Genomic DNA, 15,655 nt, shown 5'->3' on the forward strand with positions numbered 1-15,655 from the left:
GTTTGAGACTTCGCACCGACCGCTTCGATCCTAGTACGACCAGATCACCCAAAGGACGCCCCCAATGTGCGCCGACACGACCCAAACACCTGACTACAAAGACACGCTGAACCTGCCCAAGACCGATTTCCCCATGCGCGCCGGCCTGCCCAAGCGCGAGCCCGCATGGCTGGACCGTTGGGCAAAGATCGGCGTCTATGACCGCCTGCGCGAGAAAGAGGGCCGCACGCCCTTTACCCTGCATGACGGCCCACCCTACGCGAACGGCCACCTGCATATCGGCCACGCGCTGAACAAGACCATCAAAGACATGATCGTGCGGTCCCATCAGATGATGGGGTTTGACGCGCGCTATGTGCCCGGCTGGGACTGCCACGGTCTGCCCATCGAATGGAAGATCGAGGAGCAGTACCGCAAGAAAGGCAAGAACAAGGACGAGGTGAACGTCGTCGACTTCCGTCAGGAATGCCGCAAGTTCGCCGAGGGCTGGATCGATATCCAGCGCGAAGAGTTCAAGCGTCTGGGCATCACCGGCAACTGGGCCGATCCCTATATCACCATGGACTACCACGCCGAGGCAGTGATCGCCGACGAGTTCATGAAGTTCCTGATGAACGGCACGCTCTATCAGGGCTCGAAACCCGTAATGTGGTCGCCTGTTGAAAAGACCGCGCTGGCCGAGGCCGAGGTCGAGTATCACGACAAGGAAAGCTTTACCATCTGGGTGAAGTTCAGGGTCGTGAATGCAGGCGATCTGGATGATGCCTATGTGGTGATCTGGACGACGACTCCGTGGACCATGCCGTCGAACAAGGCGGTCGTTTACGGCAAGGATATCTCCTACGGCCTGTACGAAGTCACCGACACGCCGGACGAATGCTGGGCCAGTGTTGGCGACAAGTTCCTGCTGGCCGACAATCTGGCCGCGGATGTGCTGGGCCGTGCCCGTCTGAACGACGACCAGTGGACCCGTGTCCGCGATGTAACCACCGATGAACTGGAAGGCGTGCAACTGACCCACCCGCTGGCCGGGGCCGAGGGCGGCAATGGCGAGTGGGATGATCTTCGCGATTTCCGCGCCGCTGAGTTTGTGACCGACACCGAAGGCACCGGATTCGTCCACTGTGCGCCGTCACACGGGATGGAAGAATTCGAGTTGTACCGCGATCTGGGGATGCTCGAGCAGGTCATCACTTATAACGTGATGGACGATGGCTCGTTCCGCGCTGATCTGCCGTTCTTCGGCGGCAAATACATCCTGTCCCGCAAGGGCGGTGAGGGTGATGCGAACAAAGCCGTGATCGACAAGCTGGTCGAGGTTGGTGGGCTGCTGGCACGCGGCAAGATCAAGCACAGCTATCCGCATTCGTGGCGCTCGAAAGCGCCGATCATCTACCGCAACACGCCGCAGTGGTTTGCCTCGGTCGACCGCAAGCTGGATGACGGCATGGGTGAGATGGGCGACACCATCCGCGAACGTGCGCTGCGGTCCATCGACGAGCTGGTGAAATGGACGCCGCAGACCGGCCGCAACCGTCTGTATTCGATGATCGAGGCGCGCCCGGACTGGGTTCTGTCGCGCCAGCGCGCCTGGGGTGTGCCGTTGACCTGCTTCACCAAGAAAGGTGCTCTGCCCACCGACGCGGATTACCTGCTGCGCAACGCAGACCTGAACGCCCGCATCAAGGCGGCGTTCGAGAAGGACGGCGCGGATATCTGGTATACCGAAGGCTTCAAAGAGCAAGTGCTGGACGGCATTGCCAACCCGGACGACTACGACCAGGTGTTCGATGTGCTGGACGTGTGGTTCGACTCGGGTTCGACCCACGCCTTCGTTTTGCGCGACCGTGAGGACGGGACCGAGGACGGCATCGCCGATGTCTACATGGAAGGCACCGACCAGCATCGTGGTTGGTTCCATTCGTCCATGCTGCAGGCCTGCGGCACCAAGGGACGCGCGCCATATCGGAACGTGGTGACCCACGGCTTCACGCTGGACGCCAAGGGCAACAAGATGTCCAAGTCGCTGGGCAACACCATTGTCCCGGAGGAGATCGTCAAGCAATACGGCGCGGATATCCTGCGCCTGTGGGTTGCTCAGACCGACTATACCGCTGACCAGCGGATCGGGCCGGAAATCCTGAAGGGCACCGCTGACAGCTATCGCCGTTTGCGCAACACGATGCGGTTCATGCTGGGCTCTCTGGCAGACTTTACCGAAGCCGACCGGGTCGATCCGCAGGACATGCCGCGTCTGGAACGCTGGGTGCTCAGCCGTCTGGCGGAACTGGATGAACAGGTGCGCAAGGGCTATGCGTCCTTCGACTTCCAGGGTGTGTTCAGCGCGGTGTTTACCTTTGCCACGGTCGATCTGTCGTCTTTCTATTTCGACGTCCGCAAAGACGCGCTCTATTGCGACGGTGATACCCTGCGCCGCCGTTCGGCCCGTACGGTGCTGGACATCCTGTTCCACCGCCTGACCACATGGCTGGCCCCTGTTCTGGTTTTCACCATGGAAGAGGTTTGGCTGGAGCGGTTCCCGGGCGACGACAGTTCGGTCCATCTGGTGGATTTCCCCGAAACGCCCGCCGATTGGCGCGACGTCGAGTTGGAAACCAACATGGCCAAGGTTCGTCGCGTGCGCCGCGCCGTGACCGCCGCGCTTGAGGTGCAGCGCCAGGACAAGGTGATCGGATCGAGCCTTGAGGCCGCGCCGATTGTAAATGTCGAGGATGGCGAAACCCGCGACTTGCTGGCGACGTTTGACGTGGATGACATGTGCATCACCTCCGGCTTGACCGTCACGGGCGATCCAGCCCCGGCCGAGGCGTTCCGCGTGCCGGAAATCGAAGGCGTCGCGGTGATTTTCGAGAAAGCCGAGGGAAAAAAATGTCAGCGCTGCTGGAAGATCCTGCCGGATGTCGGGCTGCACGCGCATGAAGGCGTATGTGGACGCTGCAACGAAGCACTGGGCTAAAGCGAACCGCCCCCTCGGGTATCTGAGGGGGCGATTTCAGTTCAGGACTGCTTGGTCTGAGGTGTCGGGTTGAACAGGTCGAACCCGATTTTCGGATCCGTCAAAGCTTTCCAGACCTCATAATCGGTAAAATACCCGGAATGCCCTCCGGGATTGACCGATATGTTGCGATCCGAGAATATCAGGCCGCCTTCGATTTCAGTGCCGACGAAATCATCCTGCCGGAAGATGTTGAACCACGCGGCATTCAGTTTACCGGCAACGACCGTAAACATCTCGGGGAAATAGCGCTGGTAGATATGCGTGACCGGGCAGCCCATCGTGATCAATGTCAGGTTCCGCCCGTTTATCAGCCGTTGCACCCGCGGGTCGGCCAACATCTGGGTCGCAATCACAGTGCCCTGAGAGTGCGAGATCACGGTGATATGGTCCGCCGGAAAGACGTCCAGCACATAGTGCATTGTGCGATAGAACCGCTCGTCAATGGCGGTACGGTCCGGGTAGTTGTGGATTCTGCTGTTCAGATCTGCGCTGATGAAACATCTGTCGCGAATGGCATAAGTCACAATGTCCCGCACCACGCCCAGCCCGGCAGCAACAAAATCCGAAAACCGGTACATCAAGGCCGTCGCGCCCAGCACGATCAGGCCGATCTCACCGTGAAAACAAGCAAGCCGATCCAAAGCCCAGGCAATGACATAAGCGTCGTTCAGGGTGGTTTTGCAGACAGAGCCATGGTGCGGGTTCGTGACAATCTCGCGGATCGTCACCAGAACCAGCACAATCGCCCCAAACAAAAAGACCCATTGCGCAAACCGATTGACAATCGCGCGGCTGATCAGCCCGTTGCGGGCATGCAGGTTCGCCTTGAACTTTCGGCGACCGGCAAACAGCCCGCCACCGACCAAAAGCAACAGAACGATGGCGATGAACACGGCGCTTAGCGTTTCGATCGAGTCGCGCAGGTTGGCGTCGAACAAGGTCTGGAGCTGACCGTCCGACAAGAAATCAACGGTTTTCAACATCTGTTCGATGGTTAGCCACAAGCCCGAAATGAAGAACATCCAGAAGATCATCATGCCGGCGCAAATGCTTGGATAAAGCCGCCTGTGTTCTGTCAGATTGTCGTTGATCTGAATGGGGGCGGCGGACATCAAGTACAGAAATAGTGTCAGGAAGATCAGCGTGGCCCAAAAGACCGACAATATGTAGATCTGAAAGCCCACAAAGGGTTCCAGGATCAAAGGACAGAAAGTTGTCTCTGACGGGATGCAGTTTCGAAATTCAGCGCCAACCGGCCCGAGGGCCAGGCCAAGTGCCAGAACGACGCCCATTCCGAACATGCCACGCCAAAATACCCGCCGCAGATAGGTCGGGGCGGAAAAACCACGCAGCAGACCAACAACAGCTCCGCCCGCGTAAAGCGTGAGAAGCAGCCAGAACAGCAATGTCGGGCTTTGAAAAAATCCGACCGGGATTCTGTCGATCATTATCACCGCCGCGCCCAGCAACAGATAGGCGTTCAGGGTCGCGACCGCGCCGAAAAAGATCCAGGTGAACAGATGAACTAACTGTGCGGCGAAAGTGTTCCTGCCGTTGGGGGCGTCCGGGGCTATATTCTTGCGCTGATGGGTCTGTTCGACATTGTCCATCGCCAGATAGCCCAGCGCCAGAACCACCCAGATCAGATCCAGTATTGTCTTGATGGCCCCTTTTGGCGCGGGCGAACGATCTGCCCAATAAACCTCGGCAAACAGGGCCTCGTCGCTGGGGACCGAGGGTTTGGTTACTTTCCGCAGGTTAACCTTATAGAGCTTGGCATTGCGCGGGGTGCCGTTGAACGTTGTCTCGGCCAGCTCGATCATGCCGCGTTCGACCTCGATCGGGGGTTTGGGTCGCCCGTCCAGCCAGGTCGTGGCCGCGCCAACGACCTGATCTACCGTTTCACCGGGTTTCTGTTCGCCGATACCATGAACTGTGAGGACAAGATGCCGTCCCATTCCCCCAAAACTCCAACGCATAAAACAATGCCATCAGCATAGCACGGGCCGAGGGTTTTCCCAAAAGGACGCGCTTATCTGGCGATTTGTCTAAATTTGCGACGCGGGAATTGGCCAACTGGGCCCGGCCAAGACCAACTGCGCCCGCGCTGTTTCAGCAGGCAGGCGCAGGATGAACTTGGGCTTCTGCGGCGTTGTCAGGCGGACGGTCAGCCTTCCTCTTCCTCGGGATCGAAATTCGCGATCACAAGGTTTTCGAGGAATGCGATCAACTCGTCCTGCTGTTCCTCGGGCAGCGCAATGAACGCGTTCTTGCTAAGCTCCGCCGCGCCGCCATGGGCCATAATCGCCTCTCGCAATGTGGTGGCATGGCCGTGGTGCAGCCACGGTCCCGTCGAACCGACACCTGCCAGCGACCGCGTGGGCCAAACCGAGGCACCGAAGCCATAAGCGTCAATCGGATCGGCAAGCTTGGGACCCATGTCGTGACGGCGGAAATCGGTGTACCAGAACACGGTTGCGCCGGTCTCGCCCTTGCTTGGGAACGCGCCCAAATGGACCTCGCTGCCATCGGCCATTGCGATCCGGTTGTTGGGCTGATCTTTGGTCAGGTCAAACCACATGGGGTTTTTCCCGTCCAAACCCAGTTTGGCAGCGATTGCGCCGCTGGGCAGTTCTTCCTCGCTATATCCCGGCACGGCGCTGGGTTCGGAAAACACTGCATTGTTCAGATCGACGCTTGGCACGTGGCAGGACGTGCACCCGGCATCCACCAGCCGCTGTTCGCCGCGCAACAGCTTGTATTTCTCATCCTGGGTCAACTCGACCAAACCCAGTTCCGCAAGTTCCAGCTTGGAGGTTGGCCGCTCTAACGCAGCCATATAGAGCGTGACAGCGGTGACGTCTCCGACTGTCAGTTCGCCGGTCACACCATCAAAATCTCCGTCCTCGTTTCCGACCAATTCGACCGCCTGCATCCCCATCTCGTTATGGGCCGCACTTCTGGCAAAGCTGCGCAGGGTCGCGTGCAAGCCTTTCCAACCGAAAGGACGCACGATCAGGTCCTCATCGATTCCGTAGACCTCATCGTAGTTAATGTTGGCCTTGCAGGTTGTTCCGTCCACCTCGGCCGAGGCTGTAAGCGCGCCAAAGGAAATTCCCTTTGAGACGAGGTAATGCTTGATCGGGAAGCTTTCGTTACAGGTTTCCTTGGCCAGCGCGGCTTCCTGTTGCTTCAGGTCTTGGGTGATTTCCTCGGCGACCCGCTGCACTGCTCCAAGGCCGAACAGATGCAGGGTGTTGCGTTCCAGAAAGCTGGATGGATCACCCGAATGCGTCGGGTCGATCACAACGTTCATCGCCATCGGTCCCGCCCCGTTGGCCAGCGGGGCAGAGTGGCAGGAAATGCACGAATGCGCCTGTGGGCCGCCTTCGCGGGCGGGAAAATGTTCGGCCCAATCCCCGGCGCTGGCCAGATCGGCGCGTGGCAGGCGCGAGAAATACTGGCCATCTGAGACACGTGCACCAACCCCGCGCTCCATCGTATAGTCCGCTTCGGTTATTTCGTCGCCGGCCTCAAAGGCATAGACGAAAGCCTTGAGCCGGTCCTTGCCCAACCGCGACATCAGGTCTTTCTGATCGACCGGCGGAGGCGTTTCGGCCAAAGCAACTGAAGCTGATAAAACAAGCGAACCTACAACAATAACGCGAATCTGATTTCGCATCCCATCCCCCATTGGCGTTGATTTCAGCTGCCCTCACGTTAGGGATAACAATTCATCACGACAACGTTTTATGTGAATGCGTGTTTGTTTAAGTGGATGAGCGCCGAGCCTTGCGAAACTGAGCCCGCTCTGACAGCATCGCGACATGCCGATGATTGCCGTTGAAACGCGTTTTGGATGCCTTGGGGTGGAAGAGCAGGACGGCTTTGTCAGGCGTCTTGTTTGGCATGGTGCAGACGAAGGTGAACCGACGGCTCTGCTGCACGAGGCCGCGGCCCAGTTGCGGGCCTATGATGCGGGTCAGCTTGACCGTTTCGACCTGCCGTACCGTGTCGAAGGGTCCGCGTTTCAAAAGCAGGTTTGTGATCTGATGTACGCGATCCCATTGGGTGAGACACGCACATACGGGGACATCGCAAAAGAGCTGGGCCAACCTGCGCAGCCGGTGGGGCAAGCCTGCGGGGCAAACCCGATCCCGGTCATTATTCCCTGTCATCGGGTGCTGGCCGCCAACGGTCTGGGCGGGTATTCCGGTGATGGCGGGATCGAGACGAAGGTGGCCCTTTTGCGTCATGAAAAGGCAGCGGGCCTGTTGATCTGAGTGACGGAAATCAGTTGCAATCCGAAATCCGGATGCTCAACTTATATTTGATGCTGATTTTGAAGGATCCTATTGCATGATGACCGACGCAGACCGTGCCGCCCGCAAGAAGGCCATTATTGACAAGCTGATGTCGTTAGAGGCGCAGGAACTGGCGACCGCTCAGGCGCATTACGATGCCTTTCTGAAAGACGCTCAGCTGGATGACCGCGAGGGCCACGACAAGGACGATATTGCCGCCTCGCGTGAGAATGCCGATCTGGCGGCCGCTTTTGACGCCCCGGTCCATGCGCATCACGCCAAGATCGACGTCATTGAAAACACCGATTTCGGCCTGACCGATACGGTGCAGCCGGGTGCGATCATCAAGTTCAACAACCGCCGCTTTGTTGTCTGCGTTTCCACGACGCGGTTTGACGTGGACGGCAAGACCTATATGGGCATTTCAACGCAAAGCCCGATCTATCTGGCCATGGTTGGGCTACAGGCCGGAGATGTCTTTACCCATAACGGCACCGAGTTCGAGGTTCAGGACGTCCTGTAACCCCCTCTAGGTATTGCGCTGCGGTATGATCTGCTGCGCGATACCGGCAAAGGTCAGATACAGGCTGGTGACAACCAGCCCCCAATGCGCCCAGCTTTCAGGGTGGAAATCGACCCAGGCTGCCCAGCCCGCAAAGAAGGTCCAGGCCAGGGCCATCGGCAAGGTCAGGCTGCGCCAGCGTTCGGTCCGTACGGGATGGACGAATTTCAGCGGCAGGAACATTGCAATCGACAGCAACGTCACCAGCACCAGGCTGAACCAGAAGTTGGGTTCAAGCGCGAAAATCACGATAACCACCATATTCCAGCATCCAGGGAAGCCGGAAAACGAGTTGTCCTTGGTTTTCATGCGCGTATCGGCAAAATACATCGCGCTTGCAAAGGTGATGACAATGATTGCAAACCATCCGGTCCAGCCATCCATCAACCCGGATTTGAACAGGGCATAGGCCGGAATGAACACGTAGGTCAGGTAATCGATGATCAGGTCCAGCAGGACGCCATCGAATTCAGGCGCGTTTTTCTTGACGTGATAGTGTCGGGCCAAAGGACCGTCGATGCCATCGACTATGAAGGAAACGACAAGCCAGAGATACATCAGGCTCCACTTTTCCTCGACGGCGGCCAGCATGGCCAGCATGGCGAAAACGGCGCCCGTTGCGGTGAAAAGATGGACGGCTAATGCTTTGAATCTAAGTGTCATGCGGCTGTCATGTACGATGCGTTGGCGAGATGCAAATCAAAAGCCCGCTTAAGTTGCAGAAGTCTTCAGGACGCAGCGTTCCAGGCGTCACGCTTTGGGATGCGCACGGTTGTAAACCTCCATCAACCGCGCGGTATCGACGGCAGTGTAAGCCTGAGTGGTCGATAATGAGGCGTGGCCCAGCAGTTCCTGAATTGCACGCAAATCCCCCCCGGCCGTAAGCAGGTGGGTGGCAAAGCTGTGTCGCATGGCATGAGGTGTGGCCGTTGACGGCAGGCCCAGTTGCATCCGCGCCTTGGCCATCGCGCCCTGAATGGCCCGCGGGTTCAGCCGCCCGCCGCGCACGCCGCGAAACAAGGGCGCATCGTCGGCCTGAGGGTGCGGGCAGAGTTTCAGGTATCGGGTCACGGCCTCACGGGCGGCGGGTATGACCGGAACAATGCGTTCTTTCCCGCCTTTGCCCATGATGCGCAGGGTTGCAGGCAGCGGGGCGTCGGCTCCGGTCAGGGACAAGGCTTCGGATATCCGCAAACCGCAACCGTAAAGCAGAGTGACCACCGCCACATCGCGGGCAGAAACCCAGTCCGAGGTCGATTGCAGCTCGACCGTGTCGATCATCGCGCGGGCGGCGTCTTCTGCAAGGGGGCGGGGTAGTTTCTTTGTGAACTTGGGCGCGCGGGTGGACAGGACGGCGGTGGGTTCAAAGCCTTCACGTTCGGCCAGCCAGCGGTAGAAGCTTTTGACAGCGGAGAGTTTACGCGCCAGCGACCGCGCGCCGACGCCCGATCCGCGCTGATCCGCCATCCAGGCCCGCATGTCCGATACGGTAATGCGTTCCAAAGCGGCCAAACCCTGACGATCCCCGTGGTGCAGGGTCATGAAGGACAGGAAATCGGTGACGTCACCGCGATAGGCGGTTTGTGTGTTGTCCGATCGCCCGGCCAGCGCGCTGAGGCTCTCCAACCAGTGTTGGAGGGCGTCCCGGCAGGCCGGGGAGATCAGGCTCACGACAGCCAGTGACGCATCGACCGTTCGAAAACGCCTGCAAAAAAGGCCAGAAGATCAGTGCCAAGCTGCGGGGTAAAGTGGCGCGGATCCGACGCGCCCATCACGATCATGCCGGGCAAACGGCCCGCGCCCAGATCCAGCTTAAGGCAGGCCTCGGACCGCAGATGGGTTGCTCCGGTTCCATAGACGCGCGGGTTTGCGCGTTGAATTTCGCGCAACGTGACCTCGCGGGCCGGGCCGCCGCGGTCATAGGTCAGGTAGGTATCGACAAAACCGGGCTCGACGACGGTCAGAACACCGCCCAGCTTGTCGATGGCCGGATCGTCCTGCACCACCGTGGTTTCCAGAACCAGCGTGACGCGGTCGACCCGCAGGATCTCGGCCACGTCATTGCCCAGAACCTTCAGGAAGTCCTCGAACTCGACCGGTTCCAGCAGCCGCAGAATGGCGCGGTGCACTTGATTGGTGCCCGCCAGATTCTCGTAAGCGGCGGCGATGACCGAGCGGTGCGTGTCTTCCAGCCGGTCCAGCCGCGCCTCGAGCCGTTGCATGGCGATACCGCGCAGGTCGATCACATTGTCTCCGCGCGCCTGTTCATTGGCGGCCACAAGCGCCTGCATCAGATCCTTGTCGTCCAGCAACGCGTCGGGCTTGGCCAGAATCGCGGCGCGGAGGTTATCCTCGAGTTTTGGGTTGCTGCTCATGTCCCGTCCGGTCGGTTTTTTGTTTTGGCGACTTATACCATGACAGGTCGGGATTGCCTTGGAAAAAATGCACGTATGGGTAGATTTTGGTGCGATCTGTGCTCGAACGGCTCCCGCCTGCAACATCCTGATCCGGGGATCAGGCGTTTGCAGTTGGGCCGGGCGCGGCACCTGTCGGTGCCGCGCGGGCGCTAAGGCTTTGAGGTCAGAGGATCTTCTGACCGGTTTTGGCCCAGTCGGCCAGGAAGGTTTCAAGGCCCTTTTCGGTCAGTGGGTGATCGGCCAGTTTCTTGATCACGGCAGGCGGTGCGGTGATCACGTCTGCACCGATACGGGCGCTGTCGGTCACGTGGTTCACGGTACGGATCGAGGCGGCGAGGATTTCGGTTTCAAAACCGTAATTGTCATAGACCTGACGGATATCGGCGATCAGGTCCATGCCGTCGAGGTTGATGTCGTCCAACCGGCCAATGAAGGGCGAGATGAAGGTCGCGCCCGCTTTGGCCGCCAGAATCGCCTGATTGGTCGAGAAACACAGGGTCACGTTAACCATCTGGCCTTCGTCGCTGAGGGTTTTGCAGGTTTTCAGACCGGCCCATGTCAGCGGCACTTTGACCGCGATGTTCGGCGCGATCTTGGCCAGCTTGCGGCCTTCGGCGATCATGTCGTCGGCCTCGGTGGCGACAACTTCGGCGGATACGGGGCCGTCGACCAGATCACAGATTTCCTTGGTCACTTCCAGAATGTCGCGGCCCGATTTCAGGATCAGCGAGGGGTTGGTGGTCACACCGTCCACCATGCCCAGATCGTTCAATTCGGCGATGGCGTCGATCTCGGCTGTGTCTACGAAGAATTTCATGAGGGCAGTCCTTTGATGGGTTGGCCTTGGTCGCGGATGGCTTTACCTCAAAGAAACCCCTGCTGGAACCCCCTGCATAGGATATGCCGTGAGCGCTAACGGATTTTTCGACGAAGGAGAGCTGGTAGCGGTGCTGACCACGCAGCCGCTGGACCGGACGCTGGATTACAAAGCGCCCGAGGGCGGGTGCTTTCTGGGCGCGTATGTCGAGGTGCCGCTGGGGCCGCGCAAGGTGTTGGGCGTGGTTTGGGGGCCTGGGCAGGGTGGCTTTGACCTTGCCAAGGCGCGGTCGGTGATCCGGGTGCTTGAGGTCGCGCCAATGCGAGAAGAGATGCGCCTGTTTCTGGGCAAGGTGGCCGACTACACGCTGACACCCATGCCCGCGATGCTGCGTCTGGCGACGCGCGCGCCGGGGTTGGGTGATCCGCCATCGATGCGCAAGATTTACCGGTTGGGCGACCGTGAACCGGACCGGATGACCGATGCCCGGACGCGGGTGCTGGAGGTGTTGCGCGATTATGGCGGGCTGGCTTTCACCCTGAAGGAACTGGCCGAGCAGGCGGGTGTGACCTCGTCTGTTGTCAAAGGGTTGGTCAAGCAGGGCGCGGTGCGCGAAGAGGACAGCCCCCGCGATCTGCCCTATCCGCATCTGGACTCGGATTTGCCCGGCAAAGACCTGACCGAGGATCAGGCCGCAGCCGTGGCGCGGTTGCAGGCCGGGCAACGGACCGGGGATTACGGCACCACGCTGCTGAAAGGCGTGACGGGGTCTGGCAAGACCGAAGTGTATCTGGAAGCCGTGGCCGAGGCGCTGCGGCAGGGGCGGCAGGCGCTGGTGCTGCTGCCCGAGATTGCTCTGACCGCCGAATTCCTGACCCGGGTCGAGGCGCGGTTTGGTGCGCGCCCGGCGGAATGGCATTCGGGGGCAACTATGACCGAGCGTCGTCGGGTCTGGCGCATGGTCGGGCAGGGGGATGCGCAACTGGTGGTCGGCGCGCGCTCGGCGCTGTTTCTGCCGTTCCGCAATCTGGGGCTGGTCGTGGTCGATGAAGAACACGACACCTCGTACAAACAGGAAGACGGCGTGCATTACAGCGCCCGTGACATGGCGGTTTTGCGCTCGGCCATCTGTGGCGCGCGGGTGATTCTGGCCAGCGCCACGCCGTCGCTGGAAAGCTGGGCGAATGCCGAGGCAGGGAAATATGAGCGGCTTGACCTGACCTCTCGGTTCGGAGCGGCGGTTCTGCCCGAGATGAAGCCCCTCGACATGCGGGCCGAGCAGATGCAGCCGGGAACGTGGATTTCTCCGTCGTTGCGGCAGGCGGTGCGGCAGCGGATCGAGCGGGGCGAACAGTCGTTGTTGTTCATCAACCGTCGCGGCTATGCGCCCGTGACCCTGTGTCGGGCTTGTGGCGAGCAAATAGCCTGCGACCATTGCGACGCGCGGATGGTCGAGCATCGGTTCCTGAAACGCCTGATGTGCCACCAATGCGGCGAGACCAAGCCGATGCCCGAAACCTGCCCGTCCTGCGGGGTCGAGGGTAAGCTTGCCCCGGTGGGGCCGGGGATCGAGAGGCTGGCGGAAGAGGCCGAGGCAACCTTTCCCGAGGCGAAGATCGCGATGCTCAGTTCCGACCTGTTCGGCTCGGCCCGGGCGCTGAAGGCCAAGATCGAGGAAATTGCCGACGGGGATGCGGATATCGTCATCGGCACGCAACTGGTGGCCAAGGGGCACAACTTTCCCAAGCTGACGCTGGTGGGCGTGATTGACGCCGATCTCAGCCTGCATGGCGCGGACCTGCGGGCTGCCGAGCGAACGTTTCAGTTGATGCGGCAGGTGGCGGGGCGCGCGGGTCGGGCCGAAAAGCCGGGGCAGGCGCTGTTACAGACCTTTCAGCCGGAACACCCGGTGATCCGCGCGATTCTGTCGGGGGATGAGGAAGGATTTTGGAAAGCCGAGGCCGCCGGGCGGCAGGCCGCCGGGGTACCGCCCTATGGTCGCATGGCGGGGATCGTCCTGTCGGGCCCCGAGGTCGGGCCGGTGTTCGACATTGGCAACGCCATGGCCCGCAACGATGCCCCGTTGCGCCAGATCGGCGCGCAGGTCTTTGGCCCTGCACCCGCGCCGATTGCCCGCATTCGGGGGCGACACCGCGTGCGTTTGCTGGTCAAGGCCCCCAAGGGTGCTCCTATTCAGGACGCCATCGCCCGCTGGATCGCGCCCTTGCGTCTGAAAGGCGACATTCGCCTGACCGTGGATATCGATCCGCAGAGTTTCTACTGACCTCTGCATCTGCGCAGGGCGGCTGTGCAGCATACCCCTCGCCAAGCTGCGAAAATGGGCGTAGAGGGGTCTCATGCTGAAACCCATGCCGCTATCCGAGGCGCAAAGCCTGCCGTTCTGGCGTCGCCCCATCACGCTGCTGTTCGTGATGGCGATGACCATGCCGATTGCCTTCAACGGGTGGAGCGCGCTGCTGAACAACTTCGTCATCGAGGTGGCGAATTTCGACGGCGCGGATATCGGGCTGCTGCACACGGTGCGCGAGATCCCCGGCTTTCTGGCGGTCGGCGTCATCGCGGTGATCATCTTTATCCGCGAGCAGGTTCTGGCGATGATCTCGCTGATGATGCTGGGCGTGGCGACGGCTGTCACGGCGTGGTTTCCCAGCCTTGGCGGGCTGCTGTTCGTGACGCTGTTCAGCTCGATCGGGTTTCACTATTACGAGACGGTGAACCAGTCGCTGCAACTGCAATGGCTGCCCAAGGACCGCGCGCCGCAGGTGCTGGGCTGGCTGGTGGCGATGGGCTCGGCTGCGACGATGGTGGTCTATGGGCTGATCGTGTTGACCTGGGACCGGTTCGATCTGTCCTATAACTTCGTCTTCATGGCTGCGGGCGGCGTGACCGTCCTGCTGGCGCTGTTCAGCCTGATTGCCTATCCGCAATTCGATGCGCCGACGCCGCAGACCAAAAAGATCATACTGCGTCGCCGCTACTGGCTGTACTACGCGCTGCAATTCATGGCTGGCGCGCGGCGGCAGATCTTTGTCGTCTTCGCGGGCTTCATGATGGTTGAGAAATTCGGGTTCGAAGTGCACGAACTGACCAGCCTGTATCTGATCAACCTGATGATCAATATGATGGCCGCGCCGCTGCTGGGAAAAGCGGTGGCCAGGTTCGGCGAACGCCGCACGCTGATTTTCGAATACGCTGGCCTTGCGATTGTCTTCGCGGCCTATGGCGGCATCTACTGGTTCGGCTGGGGCGTGCTGCTGGCCGCGATCCTCTATGTGATCGACCACGTGCTGTTTGCGCTGGCGCTGGCCCTGAAAACCTATTTCCAGAAAATCGCCGACCCGGCGGATATCGCGCCCACGGCGGCGGTGGCCTTTACCATCAACCACATTGCGGCGGTGTTCCTGCCTGCGCTTCTGGGCTTGCTGTGGGTCGTCTCACCCGGTGCGGTGTTCGGGCTGGCCGCGGCGATGGCGCTGATCTCGTTGGCGCTGTCGCTGCTGATCCCGCGCCACCCGGAACCGGGCAATGAAACAATCCTGGCGAAATACGCCCCGGCCCCCGCTGAATAAGCACCAGTGCTTGACCTTGGCGGGCCCGCGCCATAGGCGCTGTTTCAACTGAGACAGGAGGCCCCCATGCCCACATTCACCGCGCTTACCACTCTGACCGGCAAGACCGCCGCCGAAGGTCTGGGCGAAGCGATGGAGCGTCTGGACCCGGAACCAACCGGTGTCGGCGTGTTCGAGGTCGAAGACGGCTCGGGCCTGTGGGAGGTTGGCGGCTATTTCACCGAAGCGCCGGATGAGACCGCGCTGGCCGTGCTTGCGGCTGCGTTTGACGCCAAGCCCTTTGTCGTCTCGGAACTGCCCGAAACCGATTGGGTCGCCCATGTGCGCCGTGAACTGGCCCCGGTCGAGGCGGGGCGGTTTTTCGTCTATGGCAGCCATGATGCCGACAAACTGCCCGAAGGCCGCATTCCGCTGCTGATCGAGGCGGCGATGGCCTTTGGCACCGGACATCACGGCACGACTCTGGGCTGTCTGAAAGCGTTGGATCATTTGCTGGATCAAGGCTTCACCGCCTCGAAAGTGGCCGATATCGGCTGCGGAACCGCCGTTCTGGCCATGGCCGCCGCGCGCGTTTGGGATGGCGACATCATCGCCAGCGACATCGATCAGGTTGCCGTCGATGTAGCCGAAGCAAACCTGACCGCCAATGGCATGTCCGGTGCCGTGCGCTGTGTCGAGGCGGCGGGATTTGACCATTCCGAGTTGCAGGCCCTGGCACCTTACGACCTGATCTTCGCCAATATCCTCAAAGGTCCGCTGGTGGCCCTGTCTCCGGAAATCGCCGCGAATCTGCGGCCCGAAGGCTATGCCATTCTGTCGGGAATCCTGAATGAGCAGGCCGATGATGTTGTAACCGTTTATTCCCAAAATGGATTTAATCTGGCAAATCGAGCCGAGATTGGTGAATGGACGACGCTAATCTTAAGCAAACAGGGCTGAATTTAGG

General features: G+C 60.4%; 12 protein-coding genes. 6 read left to right on the plus strand and 6 right to left on the minus strand.

The window, feature by feature from the left end; all coding sequences use genetic code 11:
• Positions 1 to 64 precede the first annotated feature (64 nt).
• Entirely contained in the window at positions 65 to 2,977 is a 2,913-nt protein-coding gene (gene ileS / locus ACR0MO_RS13205; protein WP_170454336.1) for an isoleucine--tRNA ligase, read from the plus strand.
• 41 nt (positions 2,978 to 3,018) lie between these two features.
• Here the strand turns inward: ileS and ACR0MO_RS13210 are convergent, their stop codons facing one another.
• Positions 3,019 to 4,977, minus strand: a complete 1,959-nt coding sequence (locus tag ACR0MO_RS13210; RefSeq protein ID WP_480891682.1) for a hypothetical protein — start codon at positions 4,975 to 4,977, stop codon at positions 3,019 to 3,021.
• A 209-nt stretch (positions 4,978 to 5,186) separates the two neighbouring features.
• Complete coding sequence (locus ACR0MO_RS13215; RefSeq protein WP_480580192.1) at positions 5,187 to 6,701, minus strand: di-heme oxidoredictase family protein; 1,515 nt, start codon at positions 6,699 to 6,701, stop codon at positions 5,187 to 5,189.
• 145 nt (positions 6,702 to 6,846) lie between these two features.
• On the opposite strand from ACR0MO_RS13215, the gene ACR0MO_RS13220 reads away from it, so the two are divergent.
• Positions 6,847 to 7,302: a methylated-DNA--[protein]-cysteine S-methyltransferase gene (locus tag ACR0MO_RS13220; protein WP_170454330.1), complete on the plus strand. Its 456-nt coding sequence runs from the start codon at positions 6,847 to 6,849 to the stop codon at positions 7,300 to 7,302.
• 76 nt (positions 7,303 to 7,378) lie between these two features.
• Positions 7,379 to 7,846 carry a hypothetical protein gene (locus ACR0MO_RS13225; RefSeq protein WP_480580196.1) on the plus strand — a complete coding sequence of 156 codons (468 nt, stop codon included), beginning with the start codon at positions 7,379 to 7,381 and terminating at the stop codon, positions 7,844 to 7,846.
• Positions 7,847 to 7,852: 6 nt separating this feature from the next.
• On the opposite strand, the gene ACR0MO_RS13230 is transcribed toward ACR0MO_RS13225, so the two are convergent.
• The 4 genes from ACR0MO_RS13230 to fsa all read right to left on the minus strand — a co-directional run bounded on the left by ACR0MO_RS13230 (position 7,853) and on the right by fsa (position 11,119).
• A complete protein-coding gene (locus ACR0MO_RS13230; protein ID WP_170454326.1) occupies positions 7,853 to 8,548 on the minus strand; it encodes a CDP-alcohol phosphatidyltransferase family protein in 696 nt (231 codons plus the stop codon).
• A gap of 87 nt (positions 8,549 to 8,635) precedes the next feature.
• Positions 8,636 to 9,556: a tyrosine recombinase XerC gene (locus ACR0MO_RS13235; protein WP_170623766.1), complete on the minus strand. Its 921-nt coding sequence runs from the start codon at positions 9,554 to 9,556 to the stop codon at positions 8,636 to 8,638.
• Positions 9,553 to 10,260: a DUF484 family protein gene (locus ACR0MO_RS13240; protein ID WP_170454322.1), complete on the minus strand. Its 708-nt coding sequence runs from the start codon at positions 10,258 to 10,260 to the stop codon at positions 9,553 to 9,555. Before ACR0MO_RS13240 ends, ACR0MO_RS13235 begins: the two co-directional genes overlap by 4 nt.
• 205 nt (positions 10,261 to 10,465) lie before the next feature.
• A complete protein-coding gene (gene fsa / locus ACR0MO_RS13245) occupies positions 10,466 to 11,119 on the minus strand; it encodes a fructose-6-phosphate aldolase (protein WP_170454320.1) in 654 nt (217 codons plus the stop codon).
• Positions 11,120 to 11,207: 88 nt separating this feature from the next.
• Between fsa and ACR0MO_RS13250 the strand changes: the two genes are divergently transcribed.
• From ACR0MO_RS13250 to ACR0MO_RS13260, 3 genes are all read left to right on the plus strand, one after another.
• Positions 11,208 to 13,403, plus strand: a complete 2,196-nt coding sequence (locus ACR0MO_RS13250; RefSeq protein WP_480891689.1) for a primosomal protein N' — start codon at positions 11,208 to 11,210, stop codon at positions 13,401 to 13,403.
• A 73-nt stretch (positions 13,404 to 13,476) separates the two neighbouring features.
• The gene (locus ACR0MO_RS13255; RefSeq protein WP_480891690.1) at positions 13,477 to 14,709 is read left to right on the plus strand and encodes an MFS transporter; all 1,233 of its coding nucleotides are present in this window, start codon (positions 13,477 to 13,479) and stop codon (positions 14,707 to 14,709) included.
• A gap of 66 nt (positions 14,710 to 14,775) precedes the next feature.
• Positions 14,776 to 15,648, plus strand: coding sequence for a 50S ribosomal protein L11 methyltransferase (locus tag ACR0MO_RS13260; RefSeq protein ID WP_170623763.1), 873 nt, complete (start codon positions 14,776 to 14,778; stop codon positions 15,646 to 15,648).
• Positions 15,649 to 15,655 lie beyond the last annotated feature (7 nt).

The sequence above is a fragment of the Ruegeria sp. K5 genome (assembly GCF_056531805.1).

What these genes read in the sequence shown, in the direction of transcription:
- ileS (WP_170454336.1), top strand. Translation starts at nt 65, where the DNA reads ATGTGCGCCGACACGACCCAAACACCTGACTACAAAGACACGCTGAAC.
- ACR0MO_RS13255 (WP_480891690.1), top strand. Translation starts at nt 13,477, where the DNA reads ATGCTGAAACCCATGCCGCTATCCGAGGCGCAAAGCCTGCCGTTCTGG.
- fsa (WP_170454320.1), bottom strand. Translation starts at nt 11,119, where the DNA reads ATGAAATTCTTCGTAGACACAGCCGAGATCGACGCCATCGCCGAATTG.
- ACR0MO_RS13260 (WP_170623763.1), top strand. Translation starts at nt 14,776, where the DNA reads ATGCCCACATTCACCGCGCTTACCACTCTGACCGGCAAGACCGCCGCC.
- ACR0MO_RS13215 (WP_480580192.1), bottom strand. Translation starts at nt 6,701, where the DNA reads ATGCGAAATCAGATTCGCGTTATTGTTGTAGGTTCGCTTGTTTTATCA.
- ACR0MO_RS13225 (WP_480580196.1), top strand. Translation starts at nt 7,379, where the DNA reads ATGATGACCGACGCAGACCGTGCCGCCCGCAAGAAGGCCATTATTGAC.
- ACR0MO_RS13230 (WP_170454326.1), bottom strand. Translation starts at nt 8,548, where the DNA reads ATGACACTTAGATTCAAAGCATTAGCCGTCCATCTTTTCACCGCAACG.
- ACR0MO_RS13210 (WP_480891682.1), bottom strand. Translation starts at nt 4,977, where the DNA reads ATGGGACGGCATCTTGTCCTCACAGTTCATGGTATCGGCGAACAGAAA.
- ACR0MO_RS13240 (WP_170454322.1), bottom strand. Translation starts at nt 10,260, where the DNA reads ATGAGCAGCAACCCAAAACTCGAGGATAACCTCCGCGCCGCGATTCTG.
- ACR0MO_RS13220 (WP_170454330.1), top strand. Translation starts at nt 6,847, where the DNA reads ATGCCGATGATTGCCGTTGAAACGCGTTTTGGATGCCTTGGGGTGGAA.